The sequence below is a fragment of the Emticicia fontis genome (genome assembly GCF_054779675.1).
The window spans coordinates 559,048-577,169 of record NZ_BAAGXU010000037.1 but is presented as its reverse complement, the minus strand read 5'-3'; the positions used below and the strand labels follow the sequence as shown (position 1 = coordinate 577,169).

The following is an 18,122-nucleotide window of genomic DNA, read 5'->3' as shown; positions in this document are numbered from 1 at the left end:
AGATAAAGGTCAGACTTCATCAATCTAACCTTTATCCATATTTTCACACAAATCAATAAATGCTATATCCTCCTCACCCGCACATTCTTAAAATACACCCGCTGCCCATGATGCTGCAACATAATATGCCCTTCCTTGTATGCCTGAAAACGAGGATTTTTACTGTATTTACTTCTGATAATGAGTTCTCTTACAGCCTGACTTCCAATTTCAAAATCCAGCACTTTAGCGCCATTCAGCCAATGCTCCACATGCCCGTCTTTCTGAATCAGGCGAGCTTTATTGAATTGTCCGATAGGCATCAGTTTCTTGTTCATTGGTCTGATTAAATCATATAATGACCCAGCCGAACGAACCGCAGCCGTATCATTAAAATACTTATCATCTAATATCTGAATCTCAAAGTTATCCAACCAGTTCGGACTATTGCCGTTGTTAGAAACCATCGCTTTATCCTCCTGCAAATGGAAGAAAATACCCGAATTAGCAGCAGTATCCACTGCCCATTCGTATTCCAGTTCAAAATTACCAAACTGCTCCTTGGTTACTAAATCGACATTTTTTACTTTCGGAATAGTTTGAAGTGACCCATCTTTAATCACCCAAACCCCATCAGGGAATTTGTCCATTTTATAACCTCTCAGGCCATCAGCACTTTTGCCATCAAATAAGGTTATCCATTTACCGGGCGTCTGAGCCGAGGATGCTATGGTGTAGCATGATATTAATAGTAGTAGTAAAGTTTTTTTCATGAATATAATAAATAATTGAGCGAATGAGCGATTGAGTGAGTTAGTGATTGAATGAGTGATTAAATAGCTACAATTGGTTTTTAAAGTATTGCAATATATTTTTTATTCACTCAATCACTAACTCGCTCAATCACTAAATTATTTTCTAAGGTTCTCAAACAAAAACACGCCGTTTTTATTCGCTATTACGATGTCTATTTTTTTGTCTTTGTTTATATCCTGGGCTACAATGTTCAATCCGGCGCCTGAATCGTTGTCGATTACGTGTTCTTTGTAGTAAGGTTCTTTGCCCGGCGTAAATTCAAAATACAATAAATACGCGGCATCAGCATCGCCCGGGTCTCTACCATGGTGGGCAAGGAATCTTTTTCCTGTAATATACTCTTTCTTGCCATCCCCATTTACATCAGCCATAATAGACGAGTGCGTTTGTGCCGTAGTTTTGCTCATGGTATGCGTGACGAAATCTATTTTGCCATCTTTCTGTACCTGCTCATGAAACCAGATACCCAAGGCATGGGCTGAGGCACTCACCACATCGTTCTTGCCATCACCATTTACATCCAGTATCTGCATGTGTGAGCAAGGCTCTCCTAAATTAGCCGGATGAAACTCCCAGTTACCCGCACTATTATCTTTGGTTCCTTTATACCAGCCCTCACGTACAACCACATCTTTAATCCCATCTTTATCAATATCTCCAAAACCAATGCCATGAGAAAATATCTCTGTTCCTGCTACATTTTCCTGGGTGATATTATGGCGTTTCCATGTGGTTTCGCCCTTCTTAGTGGGTGCTTGGAGCCATACAATCTGCTTTTTGTTTTTATCTCCGCAAAGAATATCCAAACGACCATCGCCATCAATATCAATAAACCCCGGAGACTCGTTAGATATCCCTACTGATTCATCAATAATATGTTTAGCCCATTGACCTGGTTTGTTTTTAGGGTTCTCAAACCAGAAACCCACTTTCCCCGGAAAATCAACAATCACTACATCATCCCAACCATCCAGATTTACATCCATTCCCAGATTCAGGAACGACTCGCTGTATTCTTTACGAGGGTCAAAAGTACGTGAAGGAGCCATTTCATGGCGCGTCCAGTTTGGTGCTTCAAACCAGTAATACCCCGCTACAATATCCATTTTTCCATCTTTATTCAAATCAGCCACAGCCACCCCTTCCGAAATAAAATCTCTGGTTAGAGTGGTTTTCTTCCAATCGGAAGAGGTTTGGGCAAAGGCGCTATTAACGCCTAAGCAGCTCAGGAGTATCGTTGTTAGTTTTATATTTTTGTTCATATAAGGTCTGTTTTTATATTTTTAATTGCTGATGATTTTTGTCTTGAACTTTGATTTAGCTGATTGATTTGATTTACCTGAATGATAAATCTCAATCATTCTAGATACAATTACTGAATCAATTGGATTGATTTTATCAATCCAGCGAAATCATTTAAATCAGGTAAATCAAAGTTCAAGACAAAAATCAGTAAATCACTCAATGACTTCCCTCATGTCCTTCGTGCCCTGCGTGCGCATCTTGCTTAGGTGATAATATCTTGGCAATCAATGCCTGGTTATCATGATTAGCCGGATTTGGCACTTTACCTAAACGAGCATCCAGATCTTTCAATATGCCTTTGGCTTCTGTTGTATTTAAAGCTCCTGTGCGCTGAATGGCATAGTTCATAAACTTAGGCAATTTAGCTTTTTCTGCTATTTGCATAAAGCGTTTCGCATCTACAGTAGCTAGTGGCTCTGCCGCAATCCATACCATCACAGGCAGGTTATGGTCGGCTTTATCAACTGTTTTTTGCGATAGGGCTTCTACCACCTCCCAACGCTGACTTGGGTCAATGCGTTGCATAGCAGAAGCTAAGTATAATCTTACTAATGGCGAAGCATCAGTTTTAGCCATCGTTCCAAAGCGTTTCAGAGTTTCAGCAGAAACACGCTTGTTTTCTGCCAATAGCTGAATTGCCCAGCTTCTGATGTATTCGCTTGGGTTTCCTAATAAGGCAACTAAATCTTTCTCGGTCAACCCCTTAGTTACATGTAATGTCCATAGGGCTCTTAGTTTGCGTGTTACATCAGGATTTTTAGCTAAGATTTCTTTCAATGCTTCCTGTGCTTTCGGACTTGCGCCACGCTCTTGCAAAATGGCTCTGGCTTGTCTTACATACCATTCGTTGTTATGCAATTGGTAGTTTACCAGCTCCATTTCGGTCGCCTTTGATAAATCAACCTGCACCCATTTATCGTTCTCGTGGGTAATCTTGAAGATGCGACCCATCGTTTTATTATGTACATCAGGGTTCGGGCTATGGCATTGATTTTTGTCATACCAGTCAATCACAAATACCGAACCACTTGCATCATATTTGAAATTGAGCCATTGCGACCACGAGTCGTTCATAATCACAAAATCTTTGTTATGCGATGCCACATAACCAGAGCCTGAGCGTGTCAACTGGTCAACATTCATTCTGGCACCGTTGATATTGTTCATGAAGATTTTGTTGCGGTATTCCTGCGGCCAGCTACCTCCCAGATACAACATAGCTCCTGCATGCGCGTGTCCACCACCTGCGACACCTGACCGGAAATTACCCGCGTGAGGCCCTCTCTCACCCAACCAGTGACGATGGTCGGCAATGGTTGTAATATCGTCATAAATATAAGGATTGAAATGCTTACCTGCCTGACGGAAGAAACGTCCGCCCTGAACTGTATTGTACATGTGCGGAATCACACAGGCGGTGATAAATGGATGCCCATAATCGTTGAAATCCAATCCCCAAGGATTACTTGAGCCCTCGGCGAATACTTCAAATTCACGTGTAGTCGGATGAAATCTCCAAACGCCCCCATTGATTTTAGTTCTCTGATCGTCTGGTGTCCCTGGTTTACCTACTTTTGAATGTGTAAATACACCATGCGTACCATATAACCAACCATCAGGCCCCCAACGGAAGCTGTTCAATACTTCGTGCGTATCCTGCGTTCCCCAACCATCCAGCAATATCTGCGCAGGGCCAGCAGGTTTGTCATTGGAAGCATCCAATGGTACATACATCAAGTACGGCGCCGCGCCTAACCACACACCACCCATTCCTAGCTCTATCCCACTCACCAGATTCAGGTTTTCCATGAAAACCTTTCTGCTATCCAGCGTTCCATCACCATTGGTATCTTCAAAAATCAGAATGCGGTCTCTGCCTTGTCCTTCAGGTGCAGGTACAGGATAGGTATGCCCTTCTACAACCCACAATCTACCTTTCCAGTCAATCGTAAAGCAAATCGGACGAACAATCTCAGGCTCTGCTGCTGCCAGATTAATCTTGAATCCTTTAGGTAAAGTCATAGCCTTAGCTGCTTCTGTGCCTGAAAGTCCTGCGTTAATCACAGGGTCAAGCGGAGGAAGAATGATAATATCTTTTTGTTTTAACTCATTCGGGAAGTTCGGCCGAGACGGATAAAAAAGGAAGTTATCGAAGTTGATATGCGCCCATTTATCGTTCGGAATATAAGGAATCTGTGATATACCCGTTTCATTATCTATAATGCGGATAAAGATATTTTTGTTAAGATATGGCTTTAAATCTACCACCACAGGTTGCAAAGTAGCTCGCCCCTGCCCTGTTGAATGGAAAATCACTTTCTTGGTATCAGCCTGTACAATCTCCACACGCGTATCCTGCAAAGCTCCGCCCGATACACTGAAAGCCGCATAAGGTTGGGTTACTTTGAAAGGTACCGAGGTTAGTGTACCTACCTGTTGGTAATTGGTTGTACCACCGCTACTTAAGAAGTATTTGCCCTCAAAACCGATGCTCATATCTTTCTCATGCACAGGCGATGGGTCGGTATTATATAGTGGATCGGCAAAAGCATTACCTGTAGCCGTCCAGTCTTTTAATGTACCTGTTTCGAAATTCAGGTTCAATGGCTGACCGTCTTTCATGGGTAACTTTCCTGCTACAACGGCTTCTGTAATTGGGCCGTCTACTACCTCCAGTTTACCCACCATTCCGGCAGCGCGGTGACCCGGTACAGTACAATAATAGGTATCGCTTTTTTCGGCTTTGAAAGTAATGCTGGCAGTCTGTCCTTTTTCATTGACCGCCTTACTTTTCAGACCCATTTTTTCTAAGGCAATATCATGCGTCATCAATTCGGTATCTACAATCGTAATGCGCACCGTACTACCTTTCGACGCTTTTAATGTGGGGTTACGAGCACCGTTTTTAGCAAAATAGCCGAGCATACTGGCATCTAATCGGTACTCGACATCAACTTTTTCGGCTTCCTCCTGAGCATACACATTAGGTATAGTAAAGAGTAACACCAGTAATGGTAAGAGCAAATGGGATTTTTTCATAGAAATAGGTCAAATTGATATTGGTTGAATAAATTTATTAAGTGATTGTGTGATTTAGTGAATGAGCGGCCGCCGCTGCGGTGATTAATGGTGAATTAGCAAATTGCGAATTAGTAAATCTATTAGTTTAGATTGATGAATAATTGTGTCACCTATTGTGTATTTGTCTACATTTTGGGGATTAATGAATAGCTACAATAAATTATCTTTCATTTATTCGCTAATTCGCAATTCACTATTAAACAATCACTAAATCGCTCATTCACTAAATCACTCAATTCCTTACTCCGGTAATTCCTCCAGAAACACATCTTTAAAATACACCTTAGCCTTACCACCGCCGTGAATCTGAAAGCCGATTAAACCTGATTGCGGAATGCTGGTATCAGGCTCAGTATAGTCTACGGTTTGGTTGCCGTTTATATAGAGTCTGATATGACGTTTTTCTGCCCTAATCTCGTAATCGTTCCAGTCATTGATTTTTATCCATTTCTTGATTTGTACCGAATCTGGTTTTATCAGGGTTTTGTTTCTGCGAGACTCATCGTATAAACTTGCCCAATAACCCTCTCCCCAATCGGCCTGGTAACCTTCCATTTCATGCGCAGGATTAGTCAAGCGTTTGCTACGGAACTGGATGCCCGAATTAATGAAGCCTTCGTTACCCGTCAGCTTTACTTTCACTTTCATGATAAAATTGGCATAGGTGCGGGTCGTAACCAGAAAGTCGTTATGCGGCACTGTTTTCTCGGTAGAACCACCTACCAGCATGCCATTTTCAATATGCCAGGTATTCACCGTATCGCCAGACCAGCCTTTAAAGGTTTTGCCATCAAAAATTCTGACCGATTTAGATGGAGGAATAAAGCTCATCAGCAAAAAACCGATGATAGTTGAATAGAATAATAAAGATTTCATACAAATCTGTTTAGGGGTACCACCCCATAGTGGGGAAGGGAACAATCTCTCCCCCTTCCTCATTGTTTGGGAAGGGCTGGGGATGGGGTTGAATTATATTACTTAAGAGACATCCTCTTTCAAAATGTCCTGAATTATTTCTTAGGCACGAGCTTCAACAATAAACCCGGGCTTTCGGTCAATACATAGATGTATCCATCAGGGCTTTGGGCTACATGGCGGACACGGCCTACATCTTGTAATAATTTCTCCTCTGTCACATACTTCGTTCCATCCAATTGTACACGAGCCAGATGGCGGAAAGCCAAAGCACCTACCAATAGATTCCCTTTCCAATCTGGATATTTGCTACTTGTAACAATCGTCATTCCACATGGACCAATGGATGGCACCCAATAACGCGCAGGATTCTCCACACCTTCCATTTCTTTAAACTCTGTCAGAATCGTACCGTCGTAGTTGATACCGTACGAAGTCTTAGGCCAACCATAGTTTTTACCTTTCTGAATCAGGTTCAGTTCATCACCACCTTTTGGGCCGTGCTCAACCTCCCAGATTCTATCATTGGCAGCATCATATACCATTCCTTGCGGATTACGGTGTCCAAGTGTCCAGATAGAAGCGCTGGCACCTGCCTGACCCACAAACGGATTGTCTGTCGGGATACGGCCGTCAGGATAAATGCGGTGAACCTTGCCGTGATCGTTGTCCAGTTCCTGTACTTTCGGTTGTGTACCTCTTTCGCCAACACTTACATACATGTATCCGGCTTTATCAAATACAATGCGACTACCGAAGTGGAAATCAGCTTTTAAGGCTGGTTTCGCCACAAATACATCTTTTTTCTCAATTAACTGATTGCCTTTTAGCTTGAAACGAGTGACAGCCGTAGAAGCACCGCCCTCCATTGGTTTAGAGTACGAAATATAAATCCAACCGTTTTTCTTGAAATCAGGGTCTAGCTGAATATCTAATAAGCCGCCTTGTCCTTTGTTTACTACTTCTGGTACGCCTGAGAGTTTTTCTCCTGTAAACTTATCGTTTTTAAAAACCAATATATCTCCAGCTCTTTCGGTCACCAACATTCTCCCATCTGGCAGCCATGTCATCCCCCACGGATTGTTGAAGCCTTCATGTAATTTTTCTGTGGTAAATGAGGCATTATCCTGACTGAATCCTATACTTGCAATGCTTAGAAGAAAGGTAAAAAGTAAAAGCGTCTTTTTGTTCATTTGTAAAAAAGGATAGTTTGGATTGAATAAATAGCACGGAGTACTGCCTAAAACTGGTAGGAGTTTTCAGGAAAAATTACGCTTGACAATTTTATACATACGCCGTTTGTCAAAGTTATTAATTATCCAAAGAATTTTTAGTACAAAACCCTGTTTTTTATCGGGAGGTTAGGGATGATATTTTTAACATAAAGGCAATAATTAGTTTTCATATACTCTCCTCACAAAATAACCACCTTTATTATTCGTTATCAATCAGTGACTATCATCATTCATTCAACGATTTTTTTATTTTCCACAAAAAATCTACAAACTCATTACTATCCATGAAAAACTTTCTCACGCTTGTTGCGCTATGCATCATTATTTTTTCGTGTAAAAAAGAAGCCCCAAAATCATCCGCCAAAGACATCCTGACATTCTCTTTTAAACAATCTGTTACCTCTGTGGACGTAGACGTTGAAGGGGTTATCACAGGTAATGAAATAAAAGTTTCATTACCCAGTGGCACTACTCTCAAAGGACTGAAAGCTACTTTTACTACATCTCCACTCGCCACTGTAACTGTTAATGACCGCTATCAAGTAAGCAATGCCAGTACCAACGACTTTACTAACCCTGTCACTTACAAAGTAACCGCCGAAGATGGCAGCACCAAAGATTATACGGTTAGCATCAGCAAGCTTCCTTCGTCAGAAAAACAACTAACGAGTTTCTATATTAATTTCAAGACTTTTTCAGAGGCTCCGACCATTACCAAAGCCAAAATAGCCGGCAATAATTTCACAATCTTTATGCCGCCGCACATTAATTCTAAACGAGTAAAAGTCCTTTTTACCAATTCCTTAAAAGCCAGTGTAAGTTTAAACAATAAGCCTATTGCAAGCGGAGATAGCCTTGATCTAAGTGCCCCGATTACCTTAACAGTAATAGCCGAAGACAAAAGCACCCAAAACTATACCATTACACCTAAGTCTATTAGTCAGGAAATAGATAACCAGATTAATGCTTTCATGAAAAAGTATAACGTAACTGGGTTGACCTTTGCCATTACCAATAAAGAAAAACTGGCGTATGCCAAAGGTTATGGAATTGCCAATAAAGCGAATAATACCCCTGTTACAATCAACTCCCTTTTCAGAATTGCCAGCGTTTCAAAACCCATTACTTCTATTGCTATTATGAAGTTGTTAGAGGCAGGAAAGCTATCGCTTGATGACAAAGTATTTGGCGACAATGGTATTCTGGGCAATAAGTATGGGGGCAAACCTTATAGGAACGGTTATGAAAATATTACGGTCAAACATATTCTGGAACATACTGCCGGACTAGCCACAAACGATGGCAACGACCCGATGTTTTCGGCATTTAACCTGACCCAAGACCAGATTATTGAAAATGTAGTGAAGAACAGGAATCTCTATTCTACACCCGGCACCAAGTATGCCTATTCAAATTTTGGCTATTGTGTGCTAGGCAGAATCATTGAGAAAGTATCGGGCATGGCCTATGAGCAATATGTAAGAAAAGAAATTCTGACACCTACAGGAACAGGAAAAATGCAGATAACGGGCAATACCATTGCCACCCGAAAAGAAAACGAGGTAGTTTATTATAACCCGAGCGATAGCCCCTATACTTATAACGTAGCCCGCATGGACTCGCATGGCGGTTGGATTGCTTCAAGTATTGATCTGGTAAAATTAATGAGTCAGGTAGATGGTTTCAGAATCAAGCCTGATATCCTCAAATTTGAAACGATTGATACCATGACTAAGTTTAGCCCTCTTGGCAGCAATTATTCGCTGGGCTGGCAGGTGAATCAATCTTACAATTGGTGGCACACAGGTTTGCTTACGGGTACTTCATCCGAATTAGTGAGGGCAGCTAATGGTTTTTCATGGGCAATTATTACCAATTACGGCGTATTGGGCACCAACGATGCTTATTTTACTGATCTAGACAATCTGGGCTGGAATATCATCAACGCCATCAAAGAATGGCCGGACTATGATTTGTTTTGATATAACTGATTTTCAATAGAAAAAGCTACTTCAAGGAGTTAAAACCTGAAGTAGCTTTTTTATTTACTAATTGGCTGGGCAGAATTAGTGCTAAAAAAATCTCTTGTCCTTGTGATTTTCTTCTTACACACACGAATAATTGTACAAAACAATGATTCATCAAAATGACTTATAAGAAATTACGATTAATCGCCTTTACATTGGTATTAATCACGGCACTTTCAATGAGGTGTCATATAAGTATCACCAGAAATTATTATTATAGTAGCCCAGAACATAAACTCATGCGCACCGAAACGAGCATTCATGTGCAACATCATAAACCTCTTTGTGAATTATGACAACTGACGCCAAATCGGAGAAATTCCTGCGTGTGCTGCAATCACACAAAGGCATTATCTATAAGGTGGCCAATGCCTATTGCAAAGATGCCGAAGACCGCAACGACCTCGTGCAGGAAATCATGATTCAACTCTGGAAATCGTTTGATAATTATAACGAGCAATTCAAGTACTCTACCTGGATTTATCAGATTGCTTTGAACGTAGCCATCTCAATTTATCGCAAAGAGAGTAGACGGCAACAGATAGCCAACCCGATGCACGAAGGTATTCTGAATTATACAGATACCCCTATACAAGATGAAACAGAAGAAAACATCAGTATTCTGCACCGGTTTATAGCAGAACTGAAAGAACTGGATAAAGCCCTGATGCTGCTTTATCTGGAAGAAAAAAGCTACAAGGAAATAGCCGAAATCATAGGTATTTCAGAAACCAATGTGGCAACCAGAATCGGACGCATCAAAATCATTCTCAAACAAAAATTTTCACAGGTTAATTAATAAAACAATGGAAGATAAAGAATTCATCAATCTCTGGAAAGCATACGATAAAAAACTCGAAGATAACCTTTCACTCAATCAGAAAAACGCCGAAGATATTACTAAAATCAAACTTCATTCACATTTATTGTCGATGAAACCGCTTAAAATCTTTACCATTATTATAGGTATTCTATGGGTTATTTTTGTTGACAGTTTAATTTTTATCGCTTTTAAGGTCGGCATTTCGTTTTTTCTGGTTTCAGCAATTATTCAGGTTTTATTGACCAAACTTGCCATTGGGGTATACATTTACCAGCTTATTCTTATCAATCAGGTTGATATAAGCGATTCAGTATTGGCAACTCAGCAAAAAATAGCAACCCTGAAATCATCAACTATCTGGATAACCCGGCTCCTTTTTCTACAGTTTCCGGTATGGAATACTTTTTACTGGACACAGGGTATGTGGGAAAACGGGGGAATATGGTTCTATATCATTCAGATTCCCCTCACGGCTGCCTTTGTTTATCTGGCCATCTGGATGTTTATCAATATCAAATACGAAAACCGCAACAAAAAATGGTTCCGGTTGATTTTTAAAGGCAAAGAATGGACACCACTCATGAAATCAATGGAAATTCTGGAACAGATTGAGGAGTATAAGGAGGAAAATAGCATTTTACAATAATTTTATGATTTGATATAGCAAGTAGAAAATATCTATTTGCTATCTTCACAACTGTTCAATTAAACTAAAAAAATGTTCAATTTAAAATTCTACAAAGTAGGAATGATAAGCCTGCTTTTCATTCCCGCCATCTGTATTCCCTATCTCAAGGTTGAGTACAAAAAAAGAGATTTAAGAATGTTGAAATTCAATATCCAAGATCCGACCTATGGAGAAAACAATCCTTTCAACTACACAGCGCTTGACAAAATTTTACTAAAAACGACTTTCAAAAAATTAGATTATAATGACTCTAATATAGAATCTGCTATTGACGAATTCTCACAGTTAGATAGTAATAAGGCTTTTTTGGCGAACGTCCCTGACTTTTATCATTATGGTTTGAAAATTAACTTAAATAGGCACACCAACTATAATGATTTCATCCATCTACTTAGTCTTTTTGCAAAATATAAACTTGATAGATATGCTTTTGATATGAGAGATGACAAGATGTATATAGTGGACATTTTTAACATCCCCGAAAGTAAAGAGAAGATAATAGGATGTTATAATGATTGGTCTCTCCATTATCCTGAGAAAAAGAAAACATTTTACCAAGAGTTTATTGAAACCTTCAACCAATACATCACGCCAGTCGCCAAAAGTTTTAATAAAACGATAGCTATTTATATCGGTTTTATAATCCTTATTTTTGCATCTTATAGGAACAAGAAATAAATTGTGCTAGCACTCAAAACAAACAAAGCGAGGCAACTATTCTTAATAGTTACCTCGCTCATACCTACGGCATAAGAGAAATCAATCCAAATAGGTTCAATTAAAAAAATACCAAACTGATAACAGCGCAAGCATAATTAGTGTCAGGAATAACACTTTCCGATTCTTCAAAGGCTTCATTAAAGCCATCATAACATCCTCACTCTATCTTTGTGTCTCCGAAGATTCTATCGTGGCCAGCAATGAGAGTAATTTTGTTATCATGTGTTTAATTGGCTGAAGTTTCGGCAGGTTCCTGTACAGCTAAAGCATTTAATTTCTGTTGTTTCAACATTTCTCGCTTCAATCTGCGTTGTTCTTTTCTTTTAGGCCAACGGGCAGCTTCATAAGCAGCAAGTTTTTCTTTGTTCAGTTGACGATACTCTTTGGATTTTTCTCTTAATTCTTCACGATGGTTAGTCGCGTAGTCTCTTGATCTTTGATTCAGGAGGTCACGATGTTTCTCACGGTACTTTTTATGGTATTCCCTTTGATACTCGCGACTTTTTTTGGCCTTTTCTTCTTCTGTACTCATGGTAATAAAAAAAAAGTTGGTTGATAAAAAATTACTAGACGTTTTTGCTTTTTTAGACAAAAAACATAATCGAAGAGACATCGAAATGAGACAGCGCAAGAGTTCTGGGTAGAAAATTTCTCAGGTCAAGAGACCGGAAATTTTGCCTTTTTGGTAAAGATGGAATTAAAATTACGACTTTCTGAAGGGCAGTTCATTGATCAACCATACTTTCCACCTGCAAATAAGTGCAAAAGCATTCAAATTACAAGAAAAAAACAATTTATTTTATTGGTCAATTATCAATTACTTCAATTTTTAATGGTGCATTATGCCATGCCAACCAATCATTGCCTTCATTTTTCCTTTCTTTCATTACCCACATTTCTGCCAAAACAAACCCCAGTCATCCCACTTTCCATTATCTGTTTTCAGGTCATTATGCCCCTATTCAATAGTGATTTTGTCATTTTATCCAGATACACCTCATCTACATACGTACCGTTTAAATAAGAAAAACGTTACCAGCTTTGTCTTTATTTCCCTAAAAAAAGATAATCGCCCAAAATGAGCGATTATCAAGACAAAAAGTTATTTTTTTGCGCTATCGGCGCTCCAATACATTTCATATTAATAGCATTTTAATACTAATCTGCCTACTTAGTCTCCGGTTTGCTCTTGGTATCATTCTCCATCTGAAGTAATCTTGCCTTGATTTCCTCAATAGAAGCCGCAAGCATTTCGTTTTTCTTGGTCAGATTATCTATCTGGGCTTGTTGGTTTTTGTTAGTATCATTCAATTCTTTCACGGCATTCACCAGAGGCATTACAAAATCAGAATAGGCCAATGAATAAGTACCGTTATCCGATTTCTTCAATCCACTGAACGGCAGGTTTAAATCTTTCATTACCTTTTCAATATCCTGCGCAATAAAACCATCATAGCGAACCTTGTTTCCATCAGCTATATAATTATAAGAAACAGTCTGCAATCGATTAATAAAATCTAAACCAAGGCGATTGGTGTAAAGAATATTTTCTTTCAGGCGTCGGTCTGATGGGTTTGACCAAGGGACTTGGCCTTCAATGACTGTGACAGTCGAGTCTCCAATTCTCACTTTATTAGAGGCATCAACTTTAGCGTTAGCTCCGATAGCAGTCGCATTTGATAGATCGGCGGTAGCGTCTGCGTAAAACCCAATAAATGTATTATTTTTACCTTCAATAATTGCCTGCCCAGTAAATGCACCACTAGCAGTATTCTGAATCCCAACTGTATTTGAATAAAGAGCTCTTTGTCCATCAGCTACATTAACTTTACCTGTTGTGTTTGAATAAAGTGCTTCGTTTCCATTAGCAGTGTTGCGGTATCCAGTAGTGTTTGAATAAAGCGCATGACCTCCATTAGCAGTATTATAGTAACCTGAGAAATTCGAAGCCATAGAATACACCCCAGTAGCTGTATTATAATTTCCGGTTCTATTAAAACTAAGAGCGGCTAATCCGTTAGCAGTATTATTATTGCCTTCCCTATTATTAGAAAGTGCTCCGCTACCAGTGGCAGTATTTCTAAAGCCTGTCGTGTTATTATAAAAAGCAGTATAACCAATTGCCGTATTTGAGTTTCCCCATATATTATAAGTCAGAGTAGAACTACCAATAGCTGTATTATAACTGCCAATTTCATTCCTTGACATTGAAGCATGACCAATCGCTGTATTGTTATTTCCTTGAGTATTCTCAATAAAAGACGAGGGACCCAGAACAACATTTGTAGTAATATTCTGAGGCTTACTATCCTGTATTCCTTTGGGCGTAATAGTTATAGAACCAGTAGTTTCATTCTGTACAAAAATTTGCCCGGCAACGTTAAAAGAAATCAAATAGAGAAATAGTAGTTTTTTCATCACAGTGTTATTTAAAGATTCACTCAATACAAAAAGGATTATTTCAGTCACAAAAACAAAAAGAGTGCCTATATCCAGACGATTATAAGCACTCTTTGTTTGTGGAGAAGATGGGACTCGAACCCACGACCTCTTGACTGCCAGTCAAGCGCTCTAGCCAACTGAGCTACATCCCCAGAATAAATATTTCCTGTATTTTTTACAGTATGCAAAAATGCAAATTTTTCTCAGAACTACAAACACTACCACCCCGGTATCATAAAATTAATTCCGGTAACAGCGCTTTGCATCCTGCCATTGTAGATAGGAAAGGCCAGATACGGTTCTAATATCAGGTAACCCAAGGCATTGATACGCAAGCTTAAGCCTGTACTCATTACAGGTTTTACTGTTAATGTTTGTGTCTTACCATCATTAAAGATATATTCTTTATCTTTCCCAGGCGTCTTTGCATCGTCCCACGCCATGCCGATATCAAAGAAGAAGTTCAGGTCTGTGGGTACGTAGGCAAAATCTATCAGGGCTAGTTTTTTAGGGCCTGTAAACGGTAAACGTATTTCAAAATTGGCCAGACCCATTTGCGAGCCTTTCAATTGCTCCTCACTTAATACCAGCGTAGAAGTCTGGTTAGCCAATGCCTTTCCCCAGAAACCATGCATATACCACGGATACCCCAGAAACATCGGATACAATCGGTTATAATCAGCCATATTTTTAGCATCTAACCGGCCATAGTAATAGAGTCTCGTTGCCAGCGTAAATGGCTTCATATACTTATACCTTCTATAATCAACCGTTACGGCATTGTGTGCAATCGAACCAAAATACCTCGAAAGCTCTACCCGATAGCGGTATCCGTTGAGTGGTGCCGTAGTACCAAAGGTAGTATTATCACCCACATAAGCGATATACAATTGCTGAAGGTTGAAAGGTTTGTAACCATTTTCTAATAATTCAGATTTCGAAATACGGCGAGGTGTTTCGCTGCCCCGATAATAGCTACTATTTGCGTTGGCACCATAATAATCGCTATAAACACGTCCGCTATAACTATACCAGTTGGCACTTCCTCCTACCTCAATCCTGTTGCTTCTGCTGAGTGGATAAAACGCAAAAAGCCCGACTTCGGTAATGAATAAACGATATAAATTATAGCTCGACTGAATCAAAGAATCTGTAGTCGGAATCCCCAGACTAGCTTTTACTTTAGGGTCTGTGACATACTTGTTAATGGGACTATAATCGGAAAAACGATAAGGAATACGTGAAATACTAGCGCCCCATTGCAACGGATTTTTCTGATTGAGATAAGCAAACTGCCCGCCAAAATCCTGAATCTCCCCATTCAAGGCCAACACACCCGATACCTGATTATTATTCAACATATCGCTGGCCAATCCCACTATCCCCCCACCAAGTCCGGTTCCCCAACGGCTGGTAGACATACCTACGCCCGAGCTTCCCAGATAATCCAGTTTAAATTTAGGGTTATATCTCAGGGTTTTGAGTTTATCGGTCTGTACTCTGCTTAAAATATTAGGTTTATTCAGGTTATTCTGTACAATATTTCTCCCCTCTTTCCAGTCAAAAGGTGCCAGAGTTGCTGCTGTTTTGTCTACCTTATTATCCACAGGCTTGCCCATCAATTCTCCTTCTTTCACTGCATACAAATTATATTTCCCTCCCTGAAAATACGAATACACCAGCGCTCCGGTTTTAGTAGCAATGCTCACCGCAGGCGAATACATCGTAATCCCACTGATGCCCGTATAATAATTGGTCATTTTTTCAATACTGCTTTCAGCTAGTGAATAGCGGTACAGATTTCTGAATCCATCGGCATCAGACAAAAAGTAAACGAAATTACCCGTAGGGTCAACTAAAGGATTCAGGTTATCAGCTCCCTGAAAGAAAGTAAAAGTTTCCACTTTGGAATTACTTACCTCTAACCTTGAAATCGAAAAATCAGCTTTTTCTAAACGGGCAAAGTTATTGGCCCGGTCAGAAACAAAATAAATCCATTTCCCATCCGGTGACCATGTCGGTTGCAAATCCGAATGAGCATCATTAGTCAGGTTCCTGACCGTCTGCTCTTTGATATTAAAGGCATACAAATCACTCGTGCCATTCATCAGCCCTGAAACAACTATGGTACTTCCATCCGGCGACCAGGCAGGATTCGAAAACGAATCAACCCCTTTCAGTTCAAAAGTGTGTTTGCCACCATTGGCTACATCAATAATTGATAATTTATTACGCCCTTTTGTCTGAATCACCATAGCCAGATTCCGGCTATCCGGCGACCACGCTCCAGCAGTTTCCAGAAAACTATAAGAATCTACATGCGAGCCAAAAGAGCTGCTTTCAATCTTGCGTACGATTTTGCCAGTCTGAGCTTCTGCAATAAAAATATCCAGTGAAATAACGTTTCTGGAAGAGATATAGGCCACAAAGTTCCCATCCGGACTAATGGCCGGTGATAGATTCATTTCGCCCGCATTCTTTATCGAGGCAATTTCCTTGCCCGTTGGCGTAGAAGATGTTCCCTGCCGTAGCGGTGCATAGGTATCAACCAAGGTTTTCTTCCATCGATTAGAAAACCGCTCAATATCCATTTTCATATTCCGCTTAAATGCAGCTTCAATGCCATATTTAGCCGTTTCTCTGAATAAAGGACGAATCATATCGTCGCCATACGTAGCAGCAATATAAGCCCAGAAAGCCTGTCCCCACCGATATGGAAAGTATTTATATTCTTTGATAACCAAGTCTTTAATACCAGGAATATCATCGCTTAAAACCGCATCACGCATCCACATAGCGGTGTGAGCATCAACCCTACCTAATGACATATACTCTGCCAAACCCTCTACCATAAACAGAGGTAAATTCTGGATATTAGCTAAATTCGTAGAGTCTCCGGCGGTCATCAACTGATATTGAAACGCATGCACCAGTTCATGCCCCAACACATGGTCTGTCTGGCGTTTCGAATACATTATGGGCATCACTACACGGTTTCGCAATCCTTCGGTTACACCGCCTGTGCCTTCGCCAATTTGTCCGCCAATGGCTGTTGTTTCCTGAAAATCGGGGTGATTCTGATAAATTATGAGGGGATTAGGTTTGATAAACGCGAGCTTGAATACTTCCTGATGAATTTTGTACCAATGCTCACTATTAATCATTAAGTCGTTAGGTACGGTATTATCCTTGAAATAGTGGTATAATTCAAAGTGAGGGCTTTGTAGAACTTTAAATCCAAATGACTTGTAACGAGGTTTATTTTGTCCGAAATATTGCGATTGTGAAAACGATAAGTTACTGATAATCAGCCCTATTATTACCAACAAGGTTTTTCTCATACCTGCGACGTAGTGTTATGTTCTCTCTATAACGAAATTTAAGAGAAAATAGCTTAAGAGCCTGTTTAAAAATTAAATTCCACCAACAAAGGTAAGAACGACAATAGTTAAACAGGATCAAAACAACCGAAAATTTATTTAGCGAACTCGGGACGGCAGGCACTGGCAAATCTGGCTTTCCAGTAATTGGTCATCATATTATCTTCAATCACGCCCTTGCTTGTGGAAGCATGAATAAAAATCACTTCATCTTCGCTTCTCACTTCTGTTACGATACCTGCATGGTTGACCACTTTTCCGTTGACAGAAAAGAAAACCAGGTCACCTGTACGGATATTTGGAATATCAATGGCAGGAAAAAACTCCGATTGCTGCCATGACACCCGAGGCAATTTAATACCGAACTCTTTGAAAGTATTACACAGTAAACCCGAGCAATCAAGACCGCGCTCATCATTACCACCAATGCGGTACGGTACACCCGTATAAGAGCGCGCCACTTTAATCAGATTTCGGGTATTAGCTGAAATATAGACTTCGGGTTTTCTGGCCTTGGGTTTCTCAGTCGAACGTTTTTCGTAAGTAGATTTTGGCTTATTTTTAGCGGCCAGCTCTTCTGCTTTGCTTTTGGTTCGCAAAACCTCGCAAGACGAAACGCCAGACCATATACTGATCAGGCATAGGAATTTGATTAGTTTTTTTGAGTTAAGCACGTTTGGAAAGCATTTTTTTTAATCTAACGTTAAAATT

General features: G+C 40.0%; 13 protein-coding genes and 1 tRNA gene. 4 read left to right on the top strand and 10 right to left on the bottom strand.

Features of this window, described 5'->3' with window-relative positions; all coding sequences use genetic code 11:
- Positions 1-62: 62 nt before the first annotated feature.
- The 5 genes from ACYVFA_RS18255 to ACYVFA_RS18235 all read right to left on the bottom strand — a co-directional run bounded on the left by ACYVFA_RS18255 (position 63) and on the right by ACYVFA_RS18235 (position 7,289).
- Positions 63-752, bottom strand: coding sequence for a 3-keto-disaccharide hydrolase (locus ACYVFA_RS18255; protein ID WP_460473293.1), 690 nt, complete (start codon positions 750-752; stop codon positions 63-65).
- Between the two features lie 138 nt (positions 753-890).
- A complete protein-coding gene (locus ACYVFA_RS18250; protein WP_460473292.1) occupies positions 891-2,057 on the bottom strand; it encodes an FG-GAP repeat domain-containing protein in 1,167 nt (388 codons plus the stop codon).
- Between the two features lie 199 nt (positions 2,058-2,256).
- Positions 2,257-5,139: a PVC-type heme-binding CxxCH protein gene (locus ACYVFA_RS18245; protein ID WP_460473291.1), complete on the bottom strand. Its 2,883-nt coding sequence runs from the start codon at positions 5,137-5,139 to the stop codon at positions 2,257-2,259.
- 282 nt (positions 5,140-5,421) lie between these two features.
- Positions 5,422-6,057 (bottom strand): 3-keto-disaccharide hydrolase, encoded by a 636-nt coding sequence (locus ACYVFA_RS18240; RefSeq protein WP_460473290.1) that lies wholly within the window; start codon positions 6,055-6,057, stop codon positions 5,422-5,424.
- Positions 6,058-6,191: 134 nt separating this feature from the next.
- Positions 6,192-7,289, bottom strand: coding sequence for a PQQ-dependent sugar dehydrogenase (locus ACYVFA_RS18235; RefSeq protein WP_460473289.1), 1,098 nt, complete (start codon positions 7,287-7,289; stop codon positions 6,192-6,194).
- Between the two features lie 326 nt (positions 7,290-7,615).
- On the opposite strand from ACYVFA_RS18235, the gene ACYVFA_RS18230 reads away from it, so the two are divergent.
- From ACYVFA_RS18230 to ACYVFA_RS18215, 4 genes are all read left to right on the top strand, one after another.
- Positions 7,616-9,313: a serine hydrolase gene (locus ACYVFA_RS18230; RefSeq protein WP_460473288.1), complete on the top strand. Its 1,698-nt coding sequence runs from the start codon at positions 7,616-7,618 to the stop codon at positions 9,311-9,313.
- A 337-nt stretch (positions 9,314-9,650) separates the two neighbouring features.
- Positions 9,651-10,157, top strand: a complete 507-nt coding sequence (locus tag ACYVFA_RS18225; protein WP_460473287.1) for an RNA polymerase sigma factor — start codon at positions 9,651-9,653, stop codon at positions 10,155-10,157.
- A 7-nt stretch (positions 10,158-10,164) separates the two neighbouring features.
- Positions 10,165-10,827 (top strand): hypothetical protein, encoded by a 663-nt coding sequence (locus ACYVFA_RS18220; protein ID WP_460473286.1) that lies wholly within the window; start codon positions 10,165-10,167, stop codon positions 10,825-10,827.
- Between the two features lie 72 nt (positions 10,828-10,899).
- The gene (locus ACYVFA_RS18215; protein ID WP_460473285.1) at positions 10,900-11,547 is read left to right on the top strand and encodes a hypothetical protein; all 648 of its coding nucleotides are present in this window, start codon (positions 10,900-10,902) and stop codon (positions 11,545-11,547) included.
- Between the two features lie 268 nt (positions 11,548-11,815).
- On the opposite strand, the gene ACYVFA_RS18210 is transcribed toward ACYVFA_RS18215, so the two are convergent.
- The 5 genes from ACYVFA_RS18210 to ACYVFA_RS18190 form a co-directional block, all read right to left on the bottom strand.
- The gene (locus tag ACYVFA_RS18210; protein WP_460473284.1) at positions 11,816-12,121 is read right to left on the bottom strand and encodes a hypothetical protein; all 306 of its coding nucleotides are present in this window, start codon (positions 12,119-12,121) and stop codon (positions 11,816-11,818) included.
- A 635-nt stretch (positions 12,122-12,756) separates the two neighbouring features.
- Positions 12,757-14,007, bottom strand: coding sequence for a tail fiber domain-containing protein (locus ACYVFA_RS18205; protein ID WP_460473283.1), 1,251 nt, complete (start codon positions 14,005-14,007; stop codon positions 12,757-12,759).
- Positions 14,008-14,109: 102 nt separating this feature from the next.
- A tRNA-Ala gene (locus ACYVFA_RS18200) sits at positions 14,110-14,183 on the bottom strand.
- Between the two features lie 66 nt (positions 14,184-14,249).
- Complete coding sequence (locus ACYVFA_RS18195) at positions 14,250-17,372, bottom strand: tolB protein precursor (protein WP_460473282.1); 3,123 nt, start codon at positions 17,370-17,372, stop codon at positions 14,250-14,252.
- A gap of 134 nt (positions 17,373-17,506) precedes the next feature.
- The gene (locus ACYVFA_RS18190; RefSeq protein ID WP_460473281.1) at positions 17,507-18,085 is read right to left on the bottom strand and encodes a C40 family peptidase; all 579 of its coding nucleotides are present in this window, start codon (positions 18,083-18,085) and stop codon (positions 17,507-17,509) included.
- Between the last annotated feature and the right edge of the window lie 37 nt (positions 18,086-18,122).

Excerpts from the sequence above, each read along its gene's own strand:
- ACYVFA_RS18225 (WP_460473287.1), top strand. The coding sequence starts at position 9,651 with ATGACAACTGACGCCAAATCGGAGAAATTCCTGCGTGTGCTGCAATCA.
- ACYVFA_RS18250 (WP_460473292.1), bottom strand. The coding sequence starts at position 2,057 with ATGAACAAAAATATAAAACTAACAACGATACTCCTGAGCTGCTTAGGC.
- ACYVFA_RS18245 (WP_460473291.1), bottom strand. The coding sequence starts at position 5,139 with ATGAAAAAATCCCATTTGCTCTTACCATTACTGGTGTTACTCTTTACT.
- ACYVFA_RS18215 (WP_460473285.1), top strand. The coding sequence starts at position 10,900 with ATGTTCAATTTAAAATTCTACAAAGTAGGAATGATAAGCCTGCTTTTC.
- ACYVFA_RS18205 (WP_460473283.1), bottom strand. The coding sequence starts at position 14,007 with ATGAAAAAACTACTATTTCTCTATTTGATTTCTTTTAACGTTGCCGGG.
- ACYVFA_RS18235 (WP_460473289.1), bottom strand. The coding sequence starts at position 7,289 with ATGAACAAAAAGACGCTTTTACTTTTTACCTTTCTTCTAAGCATTGCA.
- ACYVFA_RS18220 (WP_460473286.1), top strand. The coding sequence starts at position 10,165 with ATGGAAGATAAAGAATTCATCAATCTCTGGAAAGCATACGATAAAAAA.
- ACYVFA_RS18230 (WP_460473288.1), top strand. The coding sequence starts at position 7,616 with ATGAAAAACTTTCTCACGCTTGTTGCGCTATGCATCATTATTTTTTCG.
- ACYVFA_RS18255 (WP_460473293.1), bottom strand. The coding sequence starts at position 752 with ATGAAAAAAACTTTACTACTACTATTAATATCATGCTACACCATAGCA.
- ACYVFA_RS18210 (WP_460473284.1), bottom strand. The coding sequence starts at position 12,121 with ATGAGTACAGAAGAAGAAAAGGCCAAAAAAAGTCGCGAGTATCAAAGG.
- ACYVFA_RS18240 (WP_460473290.1), bottom strand. The coding sequence starts at position 6,057 with ATGAAATCTTTATTATTCTATTCAACTATCATCGGTTTTTTGCTGATG.
- ACYVFA_RS18195 (WP_460473282.1), bottom strand. The coding sequence starts at position 17,372 with ATGAGAAAAACCTTGTTGGTAATAATAGGGCTGATTATCAGTAACTTA.